Here is a 22,252-nt window from a genome sequence, read left to right on the forward strand (position 1 = left end):
AGGAGGAATCCGCATGACATGGGTTGTGAAACATCCGGCCACAGGCGAGACGATCGGCAGCCTGCAAGAAACACCGCCTGCGAAGGTAAACGATCTGTATCGCGAGGCAAAAGAAGCTTTTGCCGCATGGTCCCGTTTGCCGGTCCGCAAACGGCTGAACTATCTGCGAGCCCTGCGGCTGGCGATTGTCGAAGACATGGAAGACATTGTCCGGGTGATCAGCCAGTCCACCGGCAAAATACCAACGGAAGCCCTCGTCACCGAAGTGATGGCAGTCGCGGAAGCGATCCTGCATATTGAAAAACGGGCCCCGCACGCGCTAAAAACAAAAAAAGTGAAAACGCCGATCACCTTCATCGGCAAAACTTCCTACGTCGAATACAAACCGCGGGGAGTCGTGCTGGTCCTCTCCCCGTGGAACTTTCCGTTTCAGCTTTCCGCGATTCCAGTCGCGGAAGCGTTGGCCGGCGGCAATACGGTGATCCTCAAGCCGTCGGAAATCAGTCCGCTGGTGGGTGTTTTGATTGAGGCGTTGTTTGCGAAAGCGGGGTTTCCAAAAGGCGTTTTACAAGTGGCACACGGCGGCAAGGAATTGGGGACCGCGCTTGTACGGGCGAAACCGGACTATATCCATTTCACCGGATCGGTTCGTACAGGAAAAATCATCCAGGCGGAAGCGGCGAAACATCTGATCCCCACCACATTGGAACTGGGCGGAAAAGATCCGATGATCGTGTTTGCCGACGCCAACCTGGAACGGGCCGTCAACGCGGCCGTTTGGGGAGCGTTCAGCAACAGCGGGCAGGTTTGCATGTCTGTCGAACGCATCTACGTGCAACGGCCTGTGTACGACGAATTTGTCACCCGCCTGGCACAAGCGGCGGAATGCCTGCGGCAAGGAAACGATCCGGACGACGATCTCGGGTCCATGACCTTCCCCACGCAATTGAATATTGTCGCCAGCCATGTGAAACAAGCACTCGAACAGGGAGCTCGCCTGCTGACCGGCGAACACCCCGATACCTGGCAGGAAGGCTGGATGTTTCTGAAGCCGATGATTGTTACCAATGTGACACAAGACATGGACATCATGCAGGAAGAGACGTTCGGCCCCGTTTTGCCGGTCATGCCGTTTGATACGGAAGAAGAAGCGATTCAATTGGCAAACGACAGCAGATTCGGGTTAAGCGCCAGCGTCTGGACGTCCGATATCGGCCGCGGCAAACGGGTCGTCTCGCGGCTGGTGACAGGCAACGCGGTCATCAACGACCTGATCATCACGATTGCCAACCCCCATCTGCCGTATGGAGGAGTCAAGGAAGGCGGTTTGGGAGCGTACCATGCGGACATCGGCATGCAAACATTCTGCGTCCGGACTTCCGTCATGGTCGATTCGGGCAGATGGAACCGGGAAGTGCACTGGTTCCCGTACGCAGGCAAATTTTTGCCGTTCGCCAACCTGGTGCGCAGCTTTTGGGGACGATCACGCAACTGGCCCGGATTCCTGCGATCCTATCTGCAGCTCCTGTCACTTAGCAGAACGGCGGACCGACAAGCAAGCAAACCGCTGATGCCGACCCATGACAAACAACTGCATTCGTAAACTCTCCTCCGCACGAGCCAACCTCCCGACAAACGGCGGTGGGCTTCGCTTGTTCTGCAACCGCCAATGACAACCCCCGTTTCAGCTGCGAAACGGGGGCAAACAGTGTCATTCACTTGGCTCGCGACAACTCTTTCGCTTCCTTGATGCCCTCGAGCGTCGCCAAAAATTCCTGGTTTGTTTTCGTGGCAGCCAGCCGTTTCAGGAAAATTTCGGTGAAATCCGGGTTCTCCGACATCGCCTTGCGGAGCGCCCAGATTTTATCCAGCTCTTCTTTCGACAGCAACAGCTCTTCCCGCCGCGTGCCGGAACGGCGAATATCGATTGCCGGGAAAATCCGCTTTTCCGCCAGCCGCCGGTCGAGCATCAATTCCATGTTGCCGGTGCCTTTGAATTCCTCATAGATCACGTCATCCATCCGCGAGCCCGTCTCCACCAGCGCGGTGGCCAAAATGGTCAGCGATCCGCCTTCCTCGATGTTGCGCGCCGCCCCGAAGAAGCGCTTCGGCCGATGGAACGCTGCCGGATCGATCCCGCCTGACAGAGTGCGGCCGGACGGCGGGATCACAAGGTTGTAGGCTCGCGCCAGCCGGGTGATCGAGTCGAGCAGAATCACCACATCCCGCCCGTGCTCGACCAACCGCATCGCCCGCTCCAGCACCAACTCTGCCACTTTAATGTGGTGCTCCGGCACCTCGTCAAATGTCGACGCCACCACTTCTCCCTTGACGGAACGCTGCATGTCCGTGACTTCTTCCGGCCGTTCGTCAATCAGCAGGACGAACAGGTCGATATCCGGATAGTTGGTGGAAATCGAGTTGGCGATCTCTTTCAGAAGAAGCGTCTTGCCGGCCTTCGGTGGCGCTACGATCAATCCCCGTTGACCGAGCCCGACTGGACACAGCAAGTCGATGATACGAGTCGAGAGTTTCTCCGGAGCCGTTTCCATCACCAGTTTCTTCTGAGGGAAAAGAGGGGTGAGCGCGGGGAAGTGGACCCGTTCGGATGCGGATTGCGGCGCCGTGCCGTTGACCGCTTCCACTTGCAATAGCCCGAAGTATCGTTCGTTTTCCTTCGGCGGTCGGACCTTTCCGGAAACTTTGTCCCCCGTTCGCAGATCAAACCTTCGAATCTGCGAAGCCGCCACGTAGATGTCCTCGTTGCTCGGCAGATACCCGATCGGCCTCAGGAATCCGTACCCTTCATGCATGATCTCGAGGATTCCTTCCATGAACATGAGGCCTTCTTTTTCCGCCTGCTTGCGCAGGATCGCAAAGATCAGTTCCTTTTTCTTGAGGTTTCCGTACGACGGAATCTCATACTCTTTGGCGAGCTTGTACAATTCTGTTAATTTTTTCGCTTCCAGTTCTTCGATCAGCAAACGGTGTCACCTTCAATTCATTAGTTTTGTCCGATGTTTGTGTATCCAATGGGCAAGAATGAGTCCCGGCATGTTACCTATTATACCATGTTTGCCGGGACGTTCCTATCTTATTCAGTCAACAAGTTGAACCTGTCAGACCAGCACCAAATGCGGTTTCTTGCTCAATTGGTGGCGGGCTTCCACAAACCGCACCGTGCCCGTTTTCGCCCGCATCACCAGCGAATGGGTCATCGCCCGGTCATTGCCGATGTAACGGACGCCACGCAGCAGTTCTCCGTCCGTCACGCCGGTGGCGGCAAAAATCGCGTCCTCCCCGCGGATCAAATCGTCCATCAGCAAAATTTGCCCGGGATTCTGCAGCCCCATCGCCTTGCAGCGTTCAACCTGCTCCTGGTCGGCAGGCTTTAACCGCCCCTGCAGCTCCCCGCCCAGGCACTTCAAAGCGGCTGCCGCCAGCACCCCTTCCGGTGCGCCGCCGATGCCAAACATAATATCGACGCCGGTATCTTCAAACGCGGTGTTGATGGCGGCTGCCACATCGCCGTCGGAAATCAGCTTGATGCGGGCGCCGGCCGAACGGATTTCCTCAATGATCGGCTGGTGCCGTTCCCGATCGAGCAAAATGGCGACCACATCGGAGATATTCTTGTTGTTCGCCTTCGCCACCTCTTTCAGATTCTCCTTGACAGAAGCGTCGAGGTGAACACGCCCGGCCGCTTTCGGGCCCACGGCGATTTTTTCCATATACATGTCGGGCGCATGCAGCATCGTTCCGTGCGGTGCTACCGCCACCACCGTAATCGCGTTCCACAGCCCCTTCGCCACGATGTTGGTGCCTTCCAGCGGATCGACCGCCACGTCCACCTGCAAACCGTTGCCCTGCCCCAATTTTTCGCCGATATAGAGCATTGGCGCTTCATCCATTTCGCCTTCCCCGATCACAACAACCCCGTCCATGTTGACCGTTTCGAACACGGCCCGCATGGCGGTGGTCGCCGCCTGGTCCGCCTCGTTTTTCTTGCCGGTTCCCATCCACCGGGCAGCGGCCAGCGCGGCCGCCTCAGTCACACGCACGATTTCCAATGCGAGTTCTCGTTCCAAATGAGGTGCCTCCCGTACAAGTTTTTTCATTACAATAGTATATCACATTCGTCAGATTGTGCTACCAGATTTCCGCGCAAGTGCAGACGGCCGACACCCGGCCTCGTTCGGCGCTCGCACCCGGTCCTGCTTCTTTCGTCACCCTCCTGCCGTTTGCAGGATTCGCCTGGCGGGTTGTGGAAATACCTTGTCAGACTCCCGGAAAGGTGGGATCCACATGGCATTCATCCGCAGCAAAAAAGGGTTGCTACTGTACCCGTTTTTCCTGTCTTTGTTCACCACAACCGTCGTATTGGGAGTCGTTTTGCAACCAAAATCGGGCTGGATCGGTTGGGCGTTGCAGCAGTGGGATTCATGGCAACGTCTCAGGCCGCAAGCGGTCTCTTCAGCCAAACAGCCGGCGCATCAAGAACTGCAATACCAGATCGACGCGGAACTGGATACGGCGAACTCGCTGATTCACGGAACGGTGATCGTGTCGATTCCCAACATTCCGGATGACAGGCTGCTGTTCTATCTGTATCCTGCCACCTACAAACCGATGCAAATCGAGCAGGTGCAGGTGAACGGACAGAGCGTGCCGTATGACGTCACTGCAGCCCAGTTGACCGTTCCAGTGAAAGAAAAAACGGGACAGGCCCGGGTGCAGATCCGTTTCACCACACCGATTCCCGCCACTGGCACGCGGCTTGGCCAAAAAGACGGCGTTTGGTCGCTCACCTACTGGTACCCAATCCTTGCGGTGCGAGGAAGCGGCGGCTGGATTCCCCGGCCGCAGCCGCTGCCGTTTGGCGACCCGTATCTGATGGACCTGGCCGACTACCGTGTGCGGCTGAAGCATCCGGCCGGTTTTCAATGGTATACAAGCGGGATTCTGGTCTCCTCAGTGAACGAAAAGGGGGCCGCCATGTCCGAATGGAAGGCGGATCTGGTGCGAAGTTTCGCCCTGATCGGCGGCACCGGCTGGACGGAAACGGCATGGAAAACGGCAGACGGCGTGGACGTCAAGGTGGCCGTCCGGAACCGCGAGCGATTGGACCAACTGCGGGAAATCGCCGACACGGCCATCAAAACGTACAGCTTGCGGTTCGGCAATTTTGCCTATCCTTCTTTCTCGCTGCTGGAGATGCCGGCAGGCACTGTGTTTGCGCACGAGTACCCGAATCTTGCCCTGTTCTCGGAAGACATCTGGCACTGGGGGACCGGGGAACACTGGATTGCCCATGAGATCGCGCATGCCTGGTGGTTTTCCTCAGTCGGCACGCATAAAGCGTTGGCCCCTTGGCTGGATGAAGGATTGGCTGACTACTCCGCGTTGCTCTATACGGAAACGAAGCACGGAAGGGACGCTTACGAGGCGGAAATCCGCCGCGATTGGGCGCTGTTTCGCGACGACAAAAGCTATTCGCCGCACAGCTTCGCGGCACCTGTGCATGTCGACGGCCAGAAGACGGACCAGCCATATGCCAATTTTCGCAATGAAGCGGACTATTACTACCTGATGTATCTGCGACCGCAGCTGATGTACCACGATTTGCGGATGGCGATGGGCGAGCATAAGTTTTTTCAGTTTCTGCAACAGTTCTACCTGAAAAACAGGCGCGGCACGGCCACCCGCGAGCGGTTGGAGGAAGCGCTGCAGGCGGTCGACCCCGGGGCGCTTCCCCGCCTGAAAATGTGGCTCGATTTGCCCAACGGCGAACTGCTGCTGCAAATGAAGGAGCGGTTTGAACGGTGAAACGTTGCGAAACCGATCAGCGCTGCGGCCAGGATGTGCGGTTTTTAGCGGAAGCCCGATCGCCCCGTTCGTTTGCCGAAGCGGTAGAGTGTAGTAATATGGAAGGTAACAACAGGACTTTGAAGGCGGGTATAGACAATGGAACATCTGATCAACAAGCGAGTGAAAGAGATTCAGATCTCGGGCATCCGGAAATTCTCGAACCTGGTGGCGCAGTATCAGGACGCGATTTCCCTGACGATCGGACAGCCCGATTTTCCCACACCGGAACATATCAAGCAGGCTGCCAAAACCGCGATCGACCAGAACAAAACCGCCTACACGCAAAATCCGGGACTGCCGGAATTGCGGCGGGCGGCCAGCCGTTTTTTGCAAGCGAAATATCAGCTTTCGTACAACCCGGAAACGGAGGTCATCACCACGATCGGCGCCAGCCAGGCGATCGACATCGCGTTGCGGACCATCCTCGAAGAAGGATGCGAAGTGCTGCTGCCTGGGCCGGTGTACCCCGGTTATGAGCCGTTGATCAAACTGTCCGGCGCCGTCCCCGTATATGTTGACACCACCACAAACGGGTTTAAGATCAACGCCGCCCTGCTGAAACCACGGATCACACACAAAACGCGCTGCATCATCCTTCCCTACCCGTCCAACCCGACCGGATGTGTACTGGACGAGCAAGACCTGGCGGAGATTGCGGATCTGTTGCGGGACAAGGAGATTTTTGTGATTTCCGATGAAATCTACAGCGAGCTGATTTACGACAAACCGCACCGCTCGATCGCCTCGCTCCCGTTTATGCGGGAAAAAACGATCGTCATCAACGGGCTTTCCAAGTCGCATTCGATGACCGGCTGGCGGATCGGGTTTGCTTTCGCGCCGGCTGCGATCACGCAGCACATGGTGAAAGTCCACCAGTACAACGTGACATGCGCCAGCACCATCAGCCAGTATGCAGCACTGGAAGCGCTCAGCCAAGGGCTTGACGACGCCGGGCCGATGAAGCGGGAATACAAAAAACGGAGAGATTACGTGTACGACAGGCTGACAGCGATGGGATTTGACGTGGTGAAGCCGGACGGCGCTTTTTACGTATTCCCTTCGATCAAGGCGTTCCACATGAAATCGTTCGATTTTGCGGCAAAATTGTTGGAAGAGCAGCGGGTGGCGGTGGTTCCGGGAGAAGCGTTCTCCCCGCTTGGGGAAGGGTATATCCGCATTTCGTATGCGTATTCGATGGATGTTTTGCGGGAAGGGTTGGATCGCATCGAGCAGTTTGTAAGGTCGTTGTAGGAAACTCTGCTCATAGCGCGATCCGACAAAAATCCCCCGCGTGTCTGCATCTTTGCAGGCTGGGCGGGGGTCAAACTTCCCGTTTGACAGAGACCAGCGGGGGTATATGGAGCCGGCCCGTTGCAGCCACACTAACCACCGCTTACGAAAAAGCGGCTTTTTTTACAAACAATTGTCCCCAGCAAAAGAGCGACCAACAGCAAAACGATCGTGCCGCCAGGCGCCAGATCCAGATAAAACGAGGCCGTCAGCCCGCCGAGAATGCCCACCAGAGCAAAGCTTACCGCCAGCAACATCATGTTGCGAAAACTGCCGGCGATCTGCATGGCAGCCGCCACCGGAAGCACGAGCAGCGAAGAGACAAGCAGCACGCCGACGATCCGGATCGAAACGGACACCACCAAGGCGGTGAACATCATATACAGCAGGTTTACCCAAAATACGCGAATGCCCCGGATGCGGGCATGTTCTTCGTCAAATGAGATCGCAAACAATTTTTTATAGACGATCGCCAAAAACAGCAGCGTGCTGACCGCCACTCCGCCGATCAGCCACAAATCGCTCCGTTTCACCGCCACAATACTGCCAAACAGATAAGCGAACACGTCAAGATTGAATCCTTTTCCCAAGCCGATCAGCACCACAGCGACCGCCAGGCCGGTCGACAGCACGATCGCGATCGAGATTTCGCCGAACGTTTTGTACGCCTTGCGCAACTGTTCGATTAACAGCGCTCCGGCAAAAGCGAACAGCATCGCCATCGCGATCGGATGCACTCCGATCAGCATCCCCGCCGCGACCCCGGCCAGCGAAACGTGCGACAGCGTGTCGGCCACCAGCGACAGCCTCCTGACGACGAGGAACGAACCAACCAGCGGGCAGAGAATGCCAATCATCACTCCCGCCAGGAGAGCGCGGATCATGAAATCATATTGGAACATTTCAAACATTTGATTTCCTCCCCGTTAGCCGTGCTGATGCTGGACGAGCGACACATCATGCCCATACACGCTTGACAGGTCGCGCTGCTGCAAAAAATCGGCCGGGTTTCCGTGATAATGCAGCACCTCGTTAATGCACGCCAATTTTCCCACTTTGCTGCTGATCGTTCCGATGTCGTGCGACACGATCACCAGTGTGATGCCATAGACTTGGTTCAATGTCTCCAACAGATCGTAAAACTGGCTTTGCGCTTCCGCGTCCACACCTTCCACCGGTTCATCCAGAATCAACAGGTGCGGCCTTCCCACCAGCGCCCGCGCGATAAACACGCGTTGTTGCTGGCCTCCGGACAAGTCGCCGATTTTCCGGTTGTGAAACGGCTGCATGCCGACCAGTTCCAGCGCCTCCATCACCTGTTTGCGTTTTTCCCGCCTCTTGCCCCACCAGTTCCCCGTTCTTCCGAGCAGCCCTGTTTCCACCACTTCTCTTACGGTGGCGGGGAATTTGGCGTTGAAGGAAGCTGCCTTCTGCGACACATAACCGATTTTGTGCCACTCCTGAAACTCGGAAAGAGGCCGCCCGAACAACGAGACGACCCCTTCCGTCGGGCGAAGGAGCCCGAGGATCAGTTTTAACGTGGTGGACTTGCCGGCTCCATTCGGACCGATCAGGCCCAAAAATTCGCCTTCGCCGACAACCAGATTCAGATTGCGGACCACCATCCGTTCGGCGTATCGGAACGAAACATTTCGCAATTCGATCACCGGTTTGCTCTCCATCTCAGTTCCCCAATGCTTTCACTAGATTTTGCAGATTCTCTTTCATTTTCGAAATGTAGTTCTCGCCTTTGTTCAGCTCTTCTTCCGTCAGACCCTCGATCGGGTTCAACACGAGCGTCTGAGCCCCGACTTCTTTCGCGATTGTATCCGCCACCTTCGGGCTGACCAGAGTCTCAAAAAAGATGTATTTCACATCATGCTCGCGCGCTTCTTTAACGATCTCCGCCATCGCTTTCGGGGTCGGTTCGGCATCCGGCGCCAGCCCCATAATCGGAAGCTGATGCAGCCCGTAGCGATGCGCCAGATAACCGAATGCGGCGTGCGTGGTGACGATGTCTTTGCGTTTGACTTTCGCCAATTCCGTTTTGTACTCGTTGTCAAGCGCCTGCAGTTGACTGATATATTCTTTCGCATTCTTCTCATATTGGTCTTTATGCTGCGGATCCGCTTTCGCAAACGCTTCCGCGATCTGCTGCACCTGCTTCTGGGCGTTCACCGGATCGAGCCAGATATGCGGGTCGTATTCTCCATGGCGATGTTCATGCGCATCCGGGTGCTGATCCTGTTTCTGCTCATTTTTCTGCTCATCCTGTCCGTGTACGTCCTGCTCCTGCGATTTCAGCAAGTCGATACCACCGCTTGCGTCGACCACCACCAGCTTCGATTGGTCCACACTTGCCAGCACTTTGTCGATCCACGGCTCAAAGCCGGCTCCGTTGTAAATAAAGACGTTCGCCTGTGAAATGGTTTTCATGTCGTTTGGTTTCGGTTCCCAGTCATGCGGCTCCACTCCCGGCGGCACCAGGTTGCGGACATCCGCCAGATCCTTGCCTACATTTTTCGCAAAATCGGCCAATGGATAAAAACTCGCCACTACCTGCAGTTTCTTCCCGTCTTGCGCTGCCGGGGCCGATTGTGGCTTGGCGGTTGAACACCCCGCCGACAATGTCAGCAGCAAAGCGGCGACCCAGGCAGCCCGCATCTTTTTCCACAGCTTTTGCATCCGAATCTTCCTCCCGAATTGTATAAATCGTAATCAATACTATTTATCACAAACCCAGTATAGAGCATGCTCGATCTTTGCGTCAACAGAAATCGTAATGATTATGATTTGTGGAATAATAAGCGGGGAACGTACAGCAGTCCCACTGTTCTCCCCCTTCATAAGATTTGAAGGCGGATCTCTGAACCATAAAAAAAGCAAACCCGAAAACTCAGGTTTGCCTTTTGATCCGATTCATATCTGTCAGTTTCCCGATTTCCAGGCGATGTACCGGGTCAGCAGATCGATCGCCACTCCGATCGCCCGCTCGTCCGGCTCGATTTTCGAATGATGCAGTCCATATGGCGTATCGACGCCGAGCCAGAACATAAAACCCGGGATTTCCGCCAGAAAATAACCAAAGTCCTCGCCGGTCATCGCTTCCCGGCATTCCACTAGCTGGACGATCCGGCTCTCCCGTACCCAATTCATAAACTCGCGGGTTAACCGCTCGTCATTGTACACCTGCCGGTAATTCGCGCCATAGTCAATGTTCGCTTGGCAGTCGAACCCTGTTTCAATGCCTTTGACAACCGTCTCGATGCGTTGTTTGATTTTTTGCATCGATTCGACCGACAGCGTGCGGATGGTGCCCTCCAGCCGAGCTGTTTCCGCGATGATATTCTGCCGCGTGCCGCTCTCGATCTTGCCCACGGTGATGACCGCCGAATCGAGCGGGTCCACGTTACGAGAAACGATCGTTTGCAGCTGTGTCAGCAGGTGAGCGGCCGCCACCACCATGTCGTTCGCCTTGTGCGGGAACGCCGCATGGCCGCCGGTTCCCGTCAGGTCGATAAACAATTCGGACGTGTTGGCGAATAAAATACCGGGCCGCGTCGCGATCGTTCCCACCGGATATTCAGGCGCGATATGCAGCGCGAACATGCAGTCCGGCCGCCATTCGGCAAATTCGGCGCATTCCAGCATCGGTTTGGCACCGCCCGGTCCTTCTTCCGCCGGCTGAAAAATCACGATCAGGTCGTCCGCGATCGGATTCTGCACAAAATGGGCCAAGACGCCAAGCCCGATCGCCATATGCATATCATGGCCACATGCATGCATGTAGCCAGGGTGGGTGGAACGAAACTCGTAGGAAGTCTCTTCCGTGATCGGCAGCCCGTCCATATCGGCCCGGTAGCCGATCCGTTTCGTCGGGTTGCTCCCCTTCACCCGGACCAGGATGCCGGTACGCCAAGTTTTTACTTCGATTCGCTGTTGCGGCAGAGTCGCAATGGTATCCAGCAGCAACCGCTGTGTTTTAAACTCGGCAAACCCCGGTTCCGGGATTTGGTGCAGCCGCCTGCGAATCTCGACAAAAGGCTGTGCTGTCGTCATCCCCCAGCCTCCTTTTTTCCAAAGATGGTCCGCTTCCGGTACGAAAGAGCGCAAGCGCACACGCCTTCCCACAGCGCGTGGCCTTTTTTCGGACAGTTTTTTATTGATGCGGACGCCACTCCGGGATGTCCGCTCCACTTACAATTGGCGCAGTTCCTGCTTGATCTCCGTCTTCGACTTCGTTTTTTCGTCGATCTGTTTGATCACGCGGGCCGGGACGCCGGCTACAACAACGTTTTCCGGCACATCGTCGACGACGATCGCACCGGCTGCCACCACGGACCCTTTGCCGACGCGAACGCCTTCCAGTATCACCGCGTTCGCTCCCACCACCACATCGTCCTCGATCACAACCGGTTTCGCCGACGGCGGTTCGATCACGCCGGCGATCACGGCGCCCGCTCCAATGTGGCAATTTTTCCCGATCGTACCGCGGCCGCCGACCACCGCGTTCATGTCGATCATCGTGCCTTCGCCGATCACCGCACCGATGTTGATGACCGCCCCCATCATAATCACCGCGTTGTTGCCGATCGTCACCTGATCACGGATAATCGCACCGGGCTCAATCCGCGCGTGGATATTTTTTGTATCTAGCAGCGGAATCGCCGAATTGCGGCGGTCGTTTTCAATCACATAATCCGCGATTTTGTCCTTGTTGGCTTCCATCACCGGTTGAATGTCTTTCCATTCGCCAAACACAACGCCAACGTTTCCGCTGATAAACGTTTTCGTAGAAGCACCAAAATCGATGCCCGCCAGATCGCCTTTTATATACACCTTGACCGGCGTTTTTTTCTCGCTGGTACGGATAAATTCGATAATCTGATTTGCATCCATCATCTGCAGTTCAATCTCCTTTCACCTTCAGCCTGTCCCCATTATACCGTAGTCGGCGCCGATTGCGAGACTTCGTTTTGCTTGGTTTGCAGTACACCATAGTACATGACGCTGATGCCGATCAGTTCACCGAGCGGCAGCCACTCCGGATACCCGAGTTTGGCCAGGCGACCGACCACCATCAGCACCAACGAGCCGGCAACCACCATCAGCGGCTGCCGCCTGCGCGTCTTCCACCAGGACCACGCGGCGCCAAGCAGCAGGACGGTACCGCCGATTCCCGACAAAATGGGCGGGTATATGGTGCGAATCACTTTCGGCATCGCGTCTCCCCCGATCACCGTGCCCGTCTGTGCAAGCACCGACTCGTCCACCGCAACAGTTGCGATGTGCACCAGAAACGCGAGCAATCCCGCAGAAGTCAGGCCAAGAAAGACGCGTCCCCATTTTTGTGAAAGAAAATAAACCTGTCCAACCGCCATCACAGCCACCAATGAGACGGCCGCAAAATAATACGCTTTGTACACAGGCACATTCATGCCGAACAACAAGCCGTAAAATTCGCCAAACGCGGCCAGCGAATAGAGGATCATCGAGACGGACCACCAGAGAAAACTGCTTGTCCTCCGCTGCTGAAATCGCTGCAGCAGTTTCCAGGCAAACACCAGCGCCGTCACCGATGCCAACAAGGCGATAAAAGCCGCACCGTACACCACATGGATCACCTCTTGGAACGCCGAAAAGCACCCGCCGGTGGTGGGTGCTTTCATCGACTGTTTTACGCCTTGCGCTTGCCCCAGTCTGCCAGGAACCGTTCGATTCCCTGATCGGTCAGCGGGTGTTTGATCATCCGCTCGAGCACCGAGTACGGACAAGTTGCGATATGTGCGCCGGCCAGCGCCGCTTCCGTCACGTGCATCGGATGGCGGATCGAGGCGGCGATGATCTCCGTCTTGATATCGTGAATCCGGAAGATGTCGGCAATGTCGCGCACCAGTTGCATGCCGTCCTGCGAGATGTCATCCAGCCGCCCGACAAACGGCGAAACAAAGGTGGCACCGGCACGGGCGGCCAGCAGCGCCTGGTTTGCGGAGAAAATCAGGGTGACGTTGGTCTTGATCCCTTTTGCCGCGAATTCTTTGACCGCCTTCAGCCCTTCCGCCGTCATCGGCACCTTGACTGTGATATTTTCGTGCAGCTCGGCAAACTTCATGCCTTCTTCCAGCATTCCCTTGGCATCAAGCGAAATCACTTCTGCCGATACCGGGCCGTCGACGATTTGCAGGATCTCTTTCAGCACCTGCATAAAATCGCGGCCTTCCTTCGCCACCAGGCTCGGGTTGGTGGTGACGCCGGACAGAATGCCCATGTCATTGGCCTGGCGAATTTCTTCCACATTCGCTGTATCAATAAAAAACTTCATACTGCTCGTTCCCCTTTTGCGCAAAATCGGGAGTCCGCTCCGAACGGACTCCCATTCGCTCTTGAATCGGACGTTGGATTGAACTTTCCCTGTATGGTTCGACAAATCAGGCGCGATTATTCGATCCGAACAGGCGGATTTTCTCGCGGACCACCTGCTTGATCGCTTCCCTCGCCGGTCCGAGGTATTTGCGCGGGTCATACAGGTTCGGGTCTTTGTCCAGCAGTTCGCGCACCTTCTTGGTGAACGCCACTTGGCTTTCCGTGTTCACGTTGATCTTGGCCACGCCGAGCGAGATCGCCTTGCGGATGTCCTCATCCGGGATGCCGGAGCCGCCGTGCAGAACCAACGGAACGCCCGTCAGGTCGCGAATTTTGGCCAACCGGTCAAAATCGAGCTCCGGATCGCCTTTGTACAGACCGTGCGCGGAACCGATCGCCGGGGCGAGCGCATCGATGCCCGTTTCCTGCACCAGCCGCACCGCTTCTTCCGGCCGTGCCAGGGTCGCTTCCCGCTCATCGACTGTGATGTCGTCCTCGACGCCGCCGATCCGCCCCAGTTCGCCCTCGACGTCAATCCCGAGCGTATGACAGGCATCGACCACCTGCTTCGTCTTGGCAATATTTTCTTCCAGCGGATAGTGGGAAGCGTCGATCATGATCGACGAGAATCCGGCGCGGATGCACTTGAGCACCACCTGGTACGACGAACCGTGGTCGAGGTGCAGGATCACCGGCACGGTCGCTTTCTCGGCAGCCGCTTTCGCCATAGCCACCGTATATTCGATGTTCATGTATTTCATCGCGCCTTCCGACACGCCAAGAATCACCGGCGAGCGCTCTTCTTCCGCAGTTTCGACGATCGCCTGCAAAAACTCCAGGTTGTTGACGTTGAACTGGCCGACCGCATAGCCGTTTTTCAGACCGTCGGTCAGCACCTCTTTAAACGATGCAAATGCCATTATGTACCCCTCCTGCTCCAGCATACGAATTCTTTTGATATCCTATCTATTTTATCACGATTTCGCAGGAATTCCAAGCATCTCTCGCGCTTCGTCAGGCGTTGCCACTTCCCGCCCCAATTCGTTGGCCAGGCGGACGATCCTCGCCACCAGTTGGGCGTTGCTTTCCGCCAGCACTCCCTTTTGATAATAAATATTGTCCTCGAATCCCACCCGCACATGACCGCCCAGCACAATCGCCATCGTCGCAAGCGGCAGTTGCGCCCGCCCGACGCCGGCAACCGACCACCTCGCCCCTGGCGGCAGCGACTCGACCAAAAACAGCAGATCGCGCGGCGTCCCCGGGATGCCACCCGGCACCCCCATCACAAAATCGAATGGCGCCCGTTCCGGCACCAGCCCTTTTTTGATCAGACGGGTAGCGTTTGTTATCATGCCCGCGTCGAAAATTTCCAATTCCGGCAGTACGTCATAATCCCGCATCGTTCGCGCAAATTGTTCGACCATGGCAGGTGGATTGAGAAACACGTCATTCCCGAAATTGACCGACCCCATCGTTAAAGTCGCCATCTCCGGCCGCAGTGCGACCGGCTGAATCCGTTCGTCGGGCGTCATGCCGACAGCCCCTCCTGTCGACACCTGCAAAATGACGTCGTTTCCCGACTCCCGAATCCGCCGCATGATCTCCGCGTACACCCCCATGTCTTGGGTGGGGGCACCATCCTCACGCCGCGCGTGCAGATGCACGACGGAAGCACCGGCCTGCCGGGCTTCCATCGCCGCTTTCGCAATTTCCTCCGGAGTGACGGGTAGATTCGGGTTGTCATGCTTCGTCACTTCCGCTCCCGTCAACGCGCATGTGATGATCAGCTTTTCCACATTCTACCTCCTCCCGCCTGTTCTAGCAGCGTCACGAACGCTGCAGACGCTGTTTATCCTTCGGCACCACACAAGTGCCGCGTGCATAGCACACCAATTCGGGGGGATCGATGACTTCCGCAGCGGACGGCACCGCGGGGTCGATATTCGCCCGGATCACTTTGTACGCGTAAAATTCCATCGCACGCGAGGAGTTGCCGACCCGCGTGATTTCCCCGACCACTTCGAGATAGTCGCCGGCAAACACCGGCGACTTGAATTCGACCGTCTCATATGCGACGAACAGCCCCTCATCGCCGTCATGGCGAATCAGCAGCTCGGTGGCCGCATCGCCAAACAGCCCAAGGATCCGCGCACCATCCACCAGTTGCCCGCCGTAGTGGGCATCATGTTGGCTCATTCGCTGCCGCAGTGTGACTTTCATCCATTCAAACCTCCTGCATGACCAGTTCTTCTTTCACTTTTTTTCGCAATTCATCGATATCGAAAGGTTTTGTAAAATGGGTCAGCGCACCCAGCGCCATCGCTTCCTTGATCAGATCCAGTTCGCCGTAGGCGGTCATCATGATCACTTTCAAATTTGGCTCAATCACACGGATCTGCCGCAGGATCTCGAGCCCGTCCATGCCCGGGATTTTCATGTCCAGCAGCACCAGATCCGGTTTGCTGGTTTTCACGATTTCGAGCGCGGTCGGGCCGTTTGGCGCCTGAAACACCTGGTATCCGTCTTTTTCCAGCACCTCATTGAGCAAAACGCGAATCCCGTATTGATCGTCGACGACCAGCACTTTCTTTGCCATCCCCGCATCCCCTTCCGATCGCAGACTACGGCCTGCAGTTCATATGAATTGTATTCGATTATTTGACAAAAAATCCTTTATGTGCCGCCTGTCTATTCCTGTCGATTCGCCGGCATCAGTGTCGAACGGGAACAAAAAAACCCGCCGCTCGGGCGAGTTTGCAAAAAATATCGATTTATAGCCTCTATGTTGTTATAGTCTCTATTTGCGGTATTGCAGGGCAGCTTTGATAAAGTCACGGAACAGCGGCTGCGGCCGGTTCGGCCGGGAAGTGAACTCCGGGTGGAACTGGGAGGCCACAAACCAGGGATGGTCCGCCAGTTCGATGATTTCCACCAGCCTGCCATCCGGCGACGTTCCGGAGATGACCAGGCCTGCCTGCGTCAACTGTTCGCGGTACTCGTTGTTGAACTCATACCGGTGGCGGTGGCGTTCATGGATGGTGGAGCACCCGTATGCCGCGAACGCTTTCGTGTTCGGAATCAGCACGCAAGGATACGATCCGAGCCGCATCGTGCCGCCTTTGTCTTCGATCTCTTTTTGCTCCGGCAGCAGGTCGATCACCGGATAGTCGGTGAATTCGTTGATCTCGGACGAATTGGCTCCTCGCAGTCCTGCCACATGACGAGCGAATTCGATGACTGCGATCTGCATCCCCAAGCAGATGCCCAGGTAGGGAACCTTGTTCTCGCGCGCATATTTGGCGGCCAGAATTTTTCCTTCGATGCCCCGGTCACCAAATCCGCCCGGAACCAAAATGCCGTCGCAATCCTTCAGCAGTTCGGCCACATTCGCTTCTGTCACATCTTCCGAATGAATCCAGTCGATCTCGACTTGCGAGTCGTTCGCAAAACCGGCGTGATACAGGGCCTCGGCGACCGAAATGTAGGCATCGCGCAGCGCGACATATTTGCCGACCAACGCAATTTTCACCTTCTGCTTCAGATTTTTCACACGGTAGGCGAGTTCTTTCCATTCCGTCATGTCAGCCGGTGGGCAATCGAGGCCTAAATGGCGGACGACGATCTCATCGAGCCCCTGCTCCTGGAACAGCAGGGGCACATCATACAGCGATTCCGCATCACGCGATTCAATCACCGCTTCCGGATCGGTGTCGCAGAACAGGGCGATTTTGCGCTTCACATCCATCGACAACGGGCGTTCCGTTCGGCAGATGATCACGTGCGGGGTGATGCCGATGCTGCGCAATTCCTTGACCGAATGCTGCGTCGGCTTGGTCTTGATCTCACCCGCCTTGCCCAGATACGGGATCAACGTGACATGCAGATACATCACATTGTTGCGCCCCACATCGCTCTTGATCTGGCGGATCGCCTCCAAAAACGGCAGACTTTCGATGTCGCCGACCGTTCCGCCGATCTCGGTGATCACGACGTCTGCATCTTCACCGGCGACAAACACACGCTCTTTGATTTCGTTTGTGATGTGAGGAATCACTTGGACGGTTCCGCCCAGATAATCGCCGCGCCGCTCTTTTTGAATCACCGACCAGTAGATTTTGCCGGTCGTCACATTGTTGTTTTTGGAGAGATTGATATCGATAAACCGTTCATAATGCCCGAGATCCAGGTCGGTTTCCGCGCCGTCGTCCGTCACGAACACTTCCCCGTGCTGGTACGGACTCATCGTCCCCGGGTCGACGTTGATGTAGGGGTCGAATTTTTGAATCGTCACGCGCAGTCCCCGGTTCTTTAACAACCGCCCGAGGGACGCTGCCGCAATCCCCTTGCCGAGAGATGACACCACGCCGCCCGTCACAAATATATATTTCGCCATGCAATTGCCCCCAAACATATGTTCTCTGTTCGTCTCTGAACAAAAAAAAACTAAAAAGCCGCTTTCGCAGGCCCAGCCTGGATCGTTCGGCTTTTTTAGTTTTCCGTTCCGTCTCTATCCTCATGTATCTTACCGTGGCAAACAGAGCCTGTCAAGAGGGGCAGGCGATCCATTGTTCATAATCCTCTTTTAATAATCCTCGTCCTCGTCTTCGATGATCTCTTCCTCTTCCTCCGTCACGTCATCGGCAAACTCGTCGACTTCGTCATCCAGTTCGTCCAGTTCGTCATAATCGAGATCTGCGTCCTCATCGTCACCGTCGTAGTCGAGTTCCTCTTCCTCTTCCAGTTCATCCTCAAGGTACAGGTCCTCGTCTTCATCCTCGTACAGATCATCATCGCCATCTTTACGAATGAATTTCTTGCCGGCAACCGACTTCTCGACCGTTTTGTCGACCGGATACCAGCGTTTGAGACCCCAAGTGTTGTTGCCGATGCACAGAAACCGTCCGTCGATGTTGATCTCGGTGTACAGCATGCCGAGGACCGCTTGGATGTCTTCTTCCGACATGCCGCGCAGGTTAGCCACTTCCTGCATGAGATCCCGGTAATGCAACGGTTTGTTGACCTCCCGCAGGATTTCGTATGCCAGGTCAACCAACGCCATTTCCTTCACTTCATCTGCACTCAACTGTTTCAGTGTGCTTGCAGCTTCCGCCATCCAGGGTACACTCCTTATCAGGAATTCCAACAATGAATCCGAATCAGGGTCGGCTGATTGTCGTATTATACCACTCCAGCACCAAATCCGCAACTTGGTACGGATCTTTCTCGCCCGATTCCACTTCCCGCAGCAACTGCGGCCAGTCCGGGTGGGCTGCGATCGATTGGCGAATCCGCCGGGACAGTGTTTGTTCCGCGATCGCCAGAATCTCATCCTGCCACCGCTGCCGCCGCCGCCGCCCCCAATGGCCGCTCTGCACAAGATACTCGCGATGCCGGCTGCACGCTTCCCACAGCGTACGAAACGTCGCCGGGTCGCGCGAAGTCGTCCGCACCACAGGCGGCCGCCAGTCCAGATCATGCAACAAATCGAGCATGTTGTTGACTTCCCGCTCCGTCTTGTCCGCGCCCGGCAGATCCGCCTTGTTGATCGCAAACACATCGGCAATTTCCATAATACCTGCTTTCATCGTCTGAATGTGGTCACCCGCTGTCGGGTTCAGCACCACCACCGTCGTATCGGCCACATGCATAATATCCAGTTCCGACTGTCCGACACCGACCGTTTCGATCAAAATCACATCCGACCCGTACGCGTCCAGCACCCGCACTGCCTCCTTGGTGGCGCGAGCCAGTCCCCCGAGGCTGCCGCGCGTCCCCATCGAACGAATAAACACGCCCGGGTCCAACGAATGCCCGGTCATGCGAATCCGGTCTCCCAAAATCGCCCCGCCGGTGAAGGGAGATGTCGGATCGACGGCGATCACCCCGACCTGCAATCCCTGCTTCCGCAACCAAAACAGCAGTTGATCGGTCAGCGTGCTTTTGCCCGCCCCCGGCGAGCCGGTGATCCCGACCAGATAGGCGTTGCCGGTGTTCGGATGCAATGCTTTCAGCAGTTTCTGCCTGTCCGGACTGTCGTTTTCAATCATTGTGATCGCACGGGCCGCCGCACGCCGATCCCCGTTCACAATCCGCTTTGCAAGTTCCATCGTATCACCTGTCTCAGGGCTGTAGTGCCGCATAAATCAACATCAGGCCCCGTTGTAAGCGCTCCCGGCAGCACGACGGCCGCGAGCCGCATACCGCCTGCAGGGGTAAAATTCAGGACCCCTGCAAGGGGTCCGTTCTTCATTGTAGCGAATTTTCCGTTCGCTGTCTCACTTTTCTTTCAGCAGGTGGTTGGCGATCACCACGCGCTGGATTTCGTTCGTTCCTTCATAAATTTGCGTAATTTTCGCGTCCCGCATGAAGCGCTCCACCGGATATTCCCGCGTATATCCATAGCCGCCGAATACCTGCACCGCCTCCGTCGTCACTTCCATCGCCGCGTCTCCGGCAAACAGCTTCGCCATCACGGACGCCTTCCCGTACGGGAGCCCCGCCGATTCCAGCCATGCAGCCTGATAGGTGAGCAGCCGGGCCGCTTCGATCTTCGTCGCCATATCGGCCAGCTTGAACTGCATGCCTTGGAACGAGGCGATCGGTTGTCCAAACTGTTCCCGCTGTTTCGCGTAATCGAGCGCCAGATCAAACGCCCCTTGGGCGATCCCGACCGCTTGCGCCGCAATCCCGTTGCGCCCGCCGTCGAGCGTCATCATCGCGATTTTGAAGCCGAATCCTTCTTCGCCAAGCCGGTTTTCCACAGGCACTTTGCAGTTGTCAAACACCACTTCGGTCGTCGGCGACGACTTGATGCCCATTTTCTTCTCCTTCTTGCCGATAGAGAATCCTTCGAATCCTTTTTCCACGATAAAGGCGGTGATGCCACGCGTTTTTTGGGAACGGTCGGTCGACGCAAAGACGATGTAGATCTCCGCCTCTCCGCCGTTTGTGATGAAGATTTTCGATCCGTTCAATCTGTAGTGGCTGCCGTCCTCCGACAGCACGGCGGTCGTTCGCATGGCGCCGGCATCCGAACCGGAACCCGGTTCTGTCAGACAGTATGCCCCCATTTTGGATCCTTCCGCCAGCGGACGCAGATATTTCTGCTTTTGTTCCTCCGTTCCGAATTTGAAAATCGGCCAGCTCGCCAGCGAAATATGGGCCGACAGCGTAACGCCGATGGAGGCGTCCACCCGCGACAATTCCTCGACCGCAATCACGTACGATACATAATCGAGCCCGGCGCCGCCGTACTCTTCCGGCCAGGGAATCCCCGTGAGTCCGAGTCTCCCCATTTTGTCGAAAATCTTGCGGTCAAACACTTCTTCCTCATCGCGCTGGGCGGCTGTCGGAGCGACTTCCTTCAGTGCAAAATCTCGCACCAGCTTACGGATTTCCTGCTGTTCCGGTGTCAGTTGAAAGTTCATTCCTGTTCCTCCTCGTGATCGGATCAAAGCAGATTCTTGGCCACCACGATCCGTTGAATCTGGTTGGTTCCTTCATAGATTTGCGTCACTTTCGCGTCGCGCATATACCGCTCGACCGGATACTCCTTGATATATCCGTAGCCGCCGTGCAGCTGCACCGCATCGGTCGTCACCGCCATCGCCGTATCGGTGGCAAACAGCTTTGCCATCGAGGCTTCTTTCTTGCACGACAGCCCCTGATCGCGCAGCATTGCCGCCCGGTAGACCAGCAGTCGAGCCGCCTCAATCCGCGTCGCCATATCGGCGAGCATAAACTGGACGCCTTGAAACTCGGCGACCGGCTTGCCGAACTGCTCACGCTGTTTGGTGTAGGCGAGCGCCGCGTCAAAAGCAGCACGCGCAATTCCCAACGCCTGTGCAGCAATCCCGATCCTGCCGCCATCTAGGTTGCTCATAGCGATTTTGAATCCTTCGCCCTCCTGCCCCAGCAGCTGCGCCGCCGGTACTTTGGCATCTTCAAAGATCAGAGAAGCTGTGGCCGATCCGTTTAACCCCATTTTCTTTTCTTTCTTGCCAACCGTGAAGCCGGGCGTATCCTTTTCCACGATGAAGGCGGAAATTCCGTTCGCCCCTGCCCCCGGATCTGTAACAGCAAACGTGATGTACAAATCGGCCTCGCCGCCGTTTGTGATAAACACCTTCGAACCGTTCAAAATGTAATGATCTCCCTGCTTGACAGCCCTTGTCGCGATGCGGGAAGCGTCCGACCCGGCATGCGGCTCCGTCAGGGCAAACCCGCCCAACAGTTGGCCGGTTGCCATTTTTTCCAGGTAGCGCCGCTTTTGTTCGTCTGTTCCGAACTTCAAAATCGGCATCGTGGCGACCGACGTATGCACCGCCAGAATCACGCCAACCGCCGCACTCGCGTAAGAGATTTCCTCAATCGCCAGCATATACGAAAGAAAATCGGCTCCGACGCCTCCCCATTCTTCCGGGATCGGAATGCCCAGCAGCCCCAGTTCCCCCATTTTCCGGATGATGTCGCGGGGAAACCGGTCTTCCTCATCGATTTGTGCCGCTCGGGGAGCGATTTCCTTCTGTGCGAATTGACGCACCATATCCCGTATATCCTGCTGTTCTTGCGTCAACGCGAAATTCAATCTGCGTCCCTCCTGCAGGTCTGATCGAGCTGACACACCACCGACCGAACGCTCGATCAGGTAAGATGGATAAAAAATCCGGATTCCGGTTTCTCTTTCTCCTATCCCTCTCGTTGTTTTTCTCTTCTCTGTTTTTTTCTC

At 56.2% G+C, this 22,252-nt stretch carries 21 protein-coding genes; 3 read left to right on the plus strand and 18 right to left on the minus strand.

Annotated elements, in window-relative coordinates; all coding sequences use genetic code 11:
- Window positions 1-13: 13 nt before the first annotated feature.
- Window positions 14-1,603, plus strand: a complete 1,590-nt coding sequence (locus tag C230_RS20740) for an aldehyde dehydrogenase family protein (protein ID WP_018133007.1) — start codon at window positions 14-16, stop codon at window positions 1,601-1,603.
- Between the two features lie 112 nt (window positions 1,604-1,715).
- Here C230_RS20740 and rho read toward each other — a convergent pair whose 3' ends face one another.
- Window positions 1,716-2,984 carry a transcription termination factor Rho gene (rho, locus tag C230_RS0115705; RefSeq protein ID WP_018133008.1) on the minus strand — a complete coding sequence of 423 codons (1,269 nt, stop codon included), beginning with the start codon at window positions 2,982-2,984 and terminating at the stop codon, window positions 1,716-1,718.
- A 135-nt stretch (window positions 2,985-3,119) separates the two neighbouring features.
- Window positions 3,120-4,088, minus strand: a complete 969-nt coding sequence (gene glpX, locus C230_RS0115710) for a class II fructose-bisphosphatase (protein WP_018133009.1) — start codon at window positions 4,086-4,088, stop codon at window positions 3,120-3,122.
- A gap of 217 nt (window positions 4,089-4,305) precedes the next feature.
- Between glpX and C230_RS0115715 the strand changes: the two genes are divergently transcribed.
- Together C230_RS0115715 and C230_RS0115720 are read left to right on the plus strand one after the other, a co-directional pair.
- A complete protein-coding gene (locus tag C230_RS0115715; protein ID WP_018133010.1) occupies window positions 4,306-5,826 on the plus strand; it encodes a M1 family aminopeptidase in 1,521 nt (506 codons plus the stop codon).
- 138 nt (window positions 5,827-5,964) lie between these two features.
- Entirely contained in the window at window positions 5,965-7,119 is a 1,155-nt protein-coding gene (locus tag C230_RS0115720; RefSeq protein ID WP_018133011.1) for an aminotransferase A, read from the plus strand.
- A gap of 131 nt (window positions 7,120-7,250) precedes the next feature.
- On the opposite strand, the gene C230_RS0115725 is transcribed toward C230_RS0115720, so the two are convergent.
- From C230_RS0115725 to C230_RS0115800, 16 genes are all read right to left on the minus strand, one after another.
- The gene (locus C230_RS0115725) at window positions 7,251-8,069 is read right to left on the minus strand and encodes a metal ABC transporter permease (RefSeq protein ID WP_018133012.1); all 819 of its coding nucleotides are present in this window, start codon (window positions 8,067-8,069) and stop codon (window positions 7,251-7,253) included.
- 15 nt (window positions 8,070-8,084) lie between these two features.
- Complete coding sequence (locus C230_RS0115730) at window positions 8,085-8,840, minus strand: metal ABC transporter ATP-binding protein (RefSeq protein WP_018133013.1); 756 nt, start codon at window positions 8,838-8,840, stop codon at window positions 8,085-8,087.
- Window position 8,841: 1 nt separating this feature from the next.
- Entirely contained in the window at window positions 8,842-9,843 is a 1,002-nt protein-coding gene (locus C230_RS0115735) for a metal ABC transporter substrate-binding protein (RefSeq protein ID WP_018133014.1), read from the minus strand.
- 243 nt (window positions 9,844-10,086) lie between these two features.
- Window positions 10,087-11,217 carry an N-acetyldiaminopimelate deacetylase gene (locus C230_RS0115740; RefSeq protein WP_018133015.1) on the minus strand — a complete coding sequence of 377 codons (1,131 nt, stop codon included), beginning with the start codon at window positions 11,215-11,217 and terminating at the stop codon, window positions 10,087-10,089.
- A 138-nt stretch (window positions 11,218-11,355) separates the two neighbouring features.
- Window positions 11,356-12,060 (minus strand): 2,3,4,5-tetrahydropyridine-2,6-dicarboxylate N-acetyltransferase, encoded by a 705-nt coding sequence (gene dapD, locus C230_RS0115745; protein WP_018133016.1) that lies wholly within the window; start codon window positions 12,058-12,060, stop codon window positions 11,356-11,358.
- A 38-nt stretch (window positions 12,061-12,098) separates the two neighbouring features.
- Window positions 12,099-12,827, minus strand: coding sequence for a hypothetical protein (locus C230_RS0115750; RefSeq protein WP_018133017.1), 729 nt, complete (start codon window positions 12,825-12,827; stop codon window positions 12,099-12,101).
- Between the two features lie 8 nt (window positions 12,828-12,835).
- Window positions 12,836-13,480: a fructose-6-phosphate aldolase gene (gene fsa / locus C230_RS0115755; protein ID WP_018133018.1), complete on the minus strand. Its 645-nt coding sequence runs from the start codon at window positions 13,478-13,480 to the stop codon at window positions 12,836-12,838.
- A gap of 106 nt (window positions 13,481-13,586) precedes the next feature.
- The gene (locus tag C230_RS0115760) at window positions 13,587-14,441 is read right to left on the minus strand and encodes a class II fructose-1,6-bisphosphate aldolase (RefSeq protein WP_018133019.1); all 855 of its coding nucleotides are present in this window, start codon (window positions 14,439-14,441) and stop codon (window positions 13,587-13,589) included.
- 54 nt (window positions 14,442-14,495) lie between these two features.
- Window positions 14,496-15,320 (minus strand): 3-keto-5-aminohexanoate cleavage enzyme, encoded by an 825-nt coding sequence (gene kce, locus C230_RS0115765; protein ID WP_018133020.1) that lies wholly within the window; start codon window positions 15,318-15,320, stop codon window positions 14,496-14,498.
- A 31-nt stretch (window positions 15,321-15,351) separates the two neighbouring features.
- Window positions 15,352-15,744, minus strand: coding sequence for a 3-aminobutyryl-CoA ammonia lyase (gene kal, locus C230_RS0115770; RefSeq protein WP_018133021.1), 393 nt, complete (start codon window positions 15,742-15,744; stop codon window positions 15,352-15,354).
- A gap of 4 nt (window positions 15,745-15,748) precedes the next feature.
- Window positions 15,749-16,120, minus strand: a complete 372-nt coding sequence (locus tag C230_RS0115775; protein WP_018133022.1) for a response regulator — start codon at window positions 16,118-16,120, stop codon at window positions 15,749-15,751.
- A 201-nt stretch (window positions 16,121-16,321) separates the two neighbouring features.
- The gene (locus C230_RS0115780; RefSeq protein WP_018133023.1) at window positions 16,322-17,917 is read right to left on the minus strand and encodes a CTP synthase; all 1,596 of its coding nucleotides are present in this window, start codon (window positions 17,915-17,917) and stop codon (window positions 16,322-16,324) included.
- Between the two features lie 189 nt (window positions 17,918-18,106).
- Window positions 18,107-18,637, minus strand: a complete 531-nt coding sequence (gene rpoE, locus C230_RS0115785; RefSeq protein WP_018133024.1) for a DNA-directed RNA polymerase subunit delta — start codon at window positions 18,635-18,637, stop codon at window positions 18,107-18,109.
- A 43-nt stretch (window positions 18,638-18,680) separates the two neighbouring features.
- Entirely contained in the window at window positions 18,681-19,631 is a 951-nt protein-coding gene (meaB, locus tag C230_RS0115790; protein ID WP_018133025.1) for a methylmalonyl Co-A mutase-associated GTPase MeaB, read from the minus strand.
- A 168-nt stretch (window positions 19,632-19,799) separates the two neighbouring features.
- Window positions 19,800-20,951, minus strand: coding sequence for an acyl-CoA dehydrogenase (locus C230_RS0115795; protein ID WP_018133026.1), 1,152 nt, complete (start codon window positions 20,949-20,951; stop codon window positions 19,800-19,802).
- Window positions 20,952-20,974: 23 nt separating this feature from the next.
- A complete protein-coding gene (locus C230_RS0115800) occupies window positions 20,975-22,111 on the minus strand; it encodes an acyl-CoA dehydrogenase (RefSeq protein WP_018133027.1) in 1,137 nt (378 codons plus the stop codon).
- Window positions 22,112-22,252: the final 141 nt, after the last annotated feature.

This window comes from Effusibacillus pohliae DSM 22757 (genome assembly GCF_000376225.1).
Taxonomy (GTDB): domain Bacteria; phylum Bacillota; class Bacilli; order Tumebacillales; family Effusibacillaceae; genus Effusibacillus; species Effusibacillus pohliae.

Coding starts and splice junctions, on each gene's coding strand:
- C230_RS20740 (WP_018133007.1), top strand. CDS start 14: ATGACATGGGTTGTGAAACATCCGGCCACAGGCGAGACGATCGGCAGC.
- C230_RS0115715 (WP_018133010.1), top strand. CDS start 4,306: ATGGCATTCATCCGCAGCAAAAAAGGGTTGCTACTGTACCCGTTTTTC.
- C230_RS0115720 (WP_018133011.1), top strand. CDS start 5,965: ATGGAACATCTGATCAACAAGCGAGTGAAAGAGATTCAGATCTCGGGC.
- C230_RS0115725 (WP_018133012.1), bottom strand. CDS start 8,069: ATGTTTGAAATGTTCCAATATGATTTCATGATCCGCGCTCTCCTGGCG.
- C230_RS0115730 (WP_018133013.1), bottom strand. CDS start 8,840: ATGGAGAGCAAACCGGTGATCGAATTGCGAAATGTTTCGTTCCGATAC.
- C230_RS0115735 (WP_018133014.1), bottom strand. CDS start 9,843: ATGCAAAAGCTGTGGAAAAAGATGCGGGCTGCCTGGGTCGCCGCTTTG.
- C230_RS0115740 (WP_018133015.1), bottom strand. CDS start 11,217: ATGACGACAGCACAGCCTTTTGTCGAGATTCGCAGGCGGCTGCACCAA.
- dapD (WP_018133016.1), bottom strand. CDS start 12,060: ATGATGGATGCAAATCAGATTATCGAATTTATCCGTACCAGCGAGAAA.
- C230_RS0115750 (WP_018133017.1), bottom strand. CDS start 12,827: ATGAAAGCACCCACCACCGGCGGGTGCTTTTCGGCGTTCCAAGAGGTG.
- fsa (WP_018133018.1), bottom strand. CDS start 13,480: ATGAAGTTTTTTATTGATACAGCGAATGTGGAAGAAATTCGCCAGGCC.
- C230_RS0115760 (WP_018133019.1), bottom strand. CDS start 14,441: ATGGCATTTGCATCGTTTAAAGAGGTGCTGACCGACGGTCTGAAAAAC.
- kal (WP_018133021.1), bottom strand. CDS start 15,744: ATGAAAGTCACACTGCGGCAGCGAATGAGCCAACATGATGCCCACTAC.
- C230_RS0115775 (WP_018133022.1), bottom strand. CDS start 16,120: ATGGCAAAGAAAGTGCTGGTCGTCGACGATCAATACGGGATTCGCGTT.
- C230_RS0115780 (WP_018133023.1), bottom strand. CDS start 17,917: ATGGCGAAATATATATTTGTGACGGGCGGCGTGGTGTCATCTCTCGGC.
- rpoE (WP_018133024.1), bottom strand. CDS start 18,637: ATGGCGGAAGCTGCAAGCACACTGAAACAGTTGAGTGCAGATGAAGTG.
- meaB (WP_018133025.1), bottom strand. CDS start 19,631: ATGGAACTTGCAAAGCGGATTGTGAACGGGGATCGGCGTGCGGCGGCC.
- C230_RS0115795 (WP_018133026.1), bottom strand. CDS start 20,951: ATGAACTTTCAACTGACACCGGAACAGCAGGAAATCCGTAAGCTGGTG.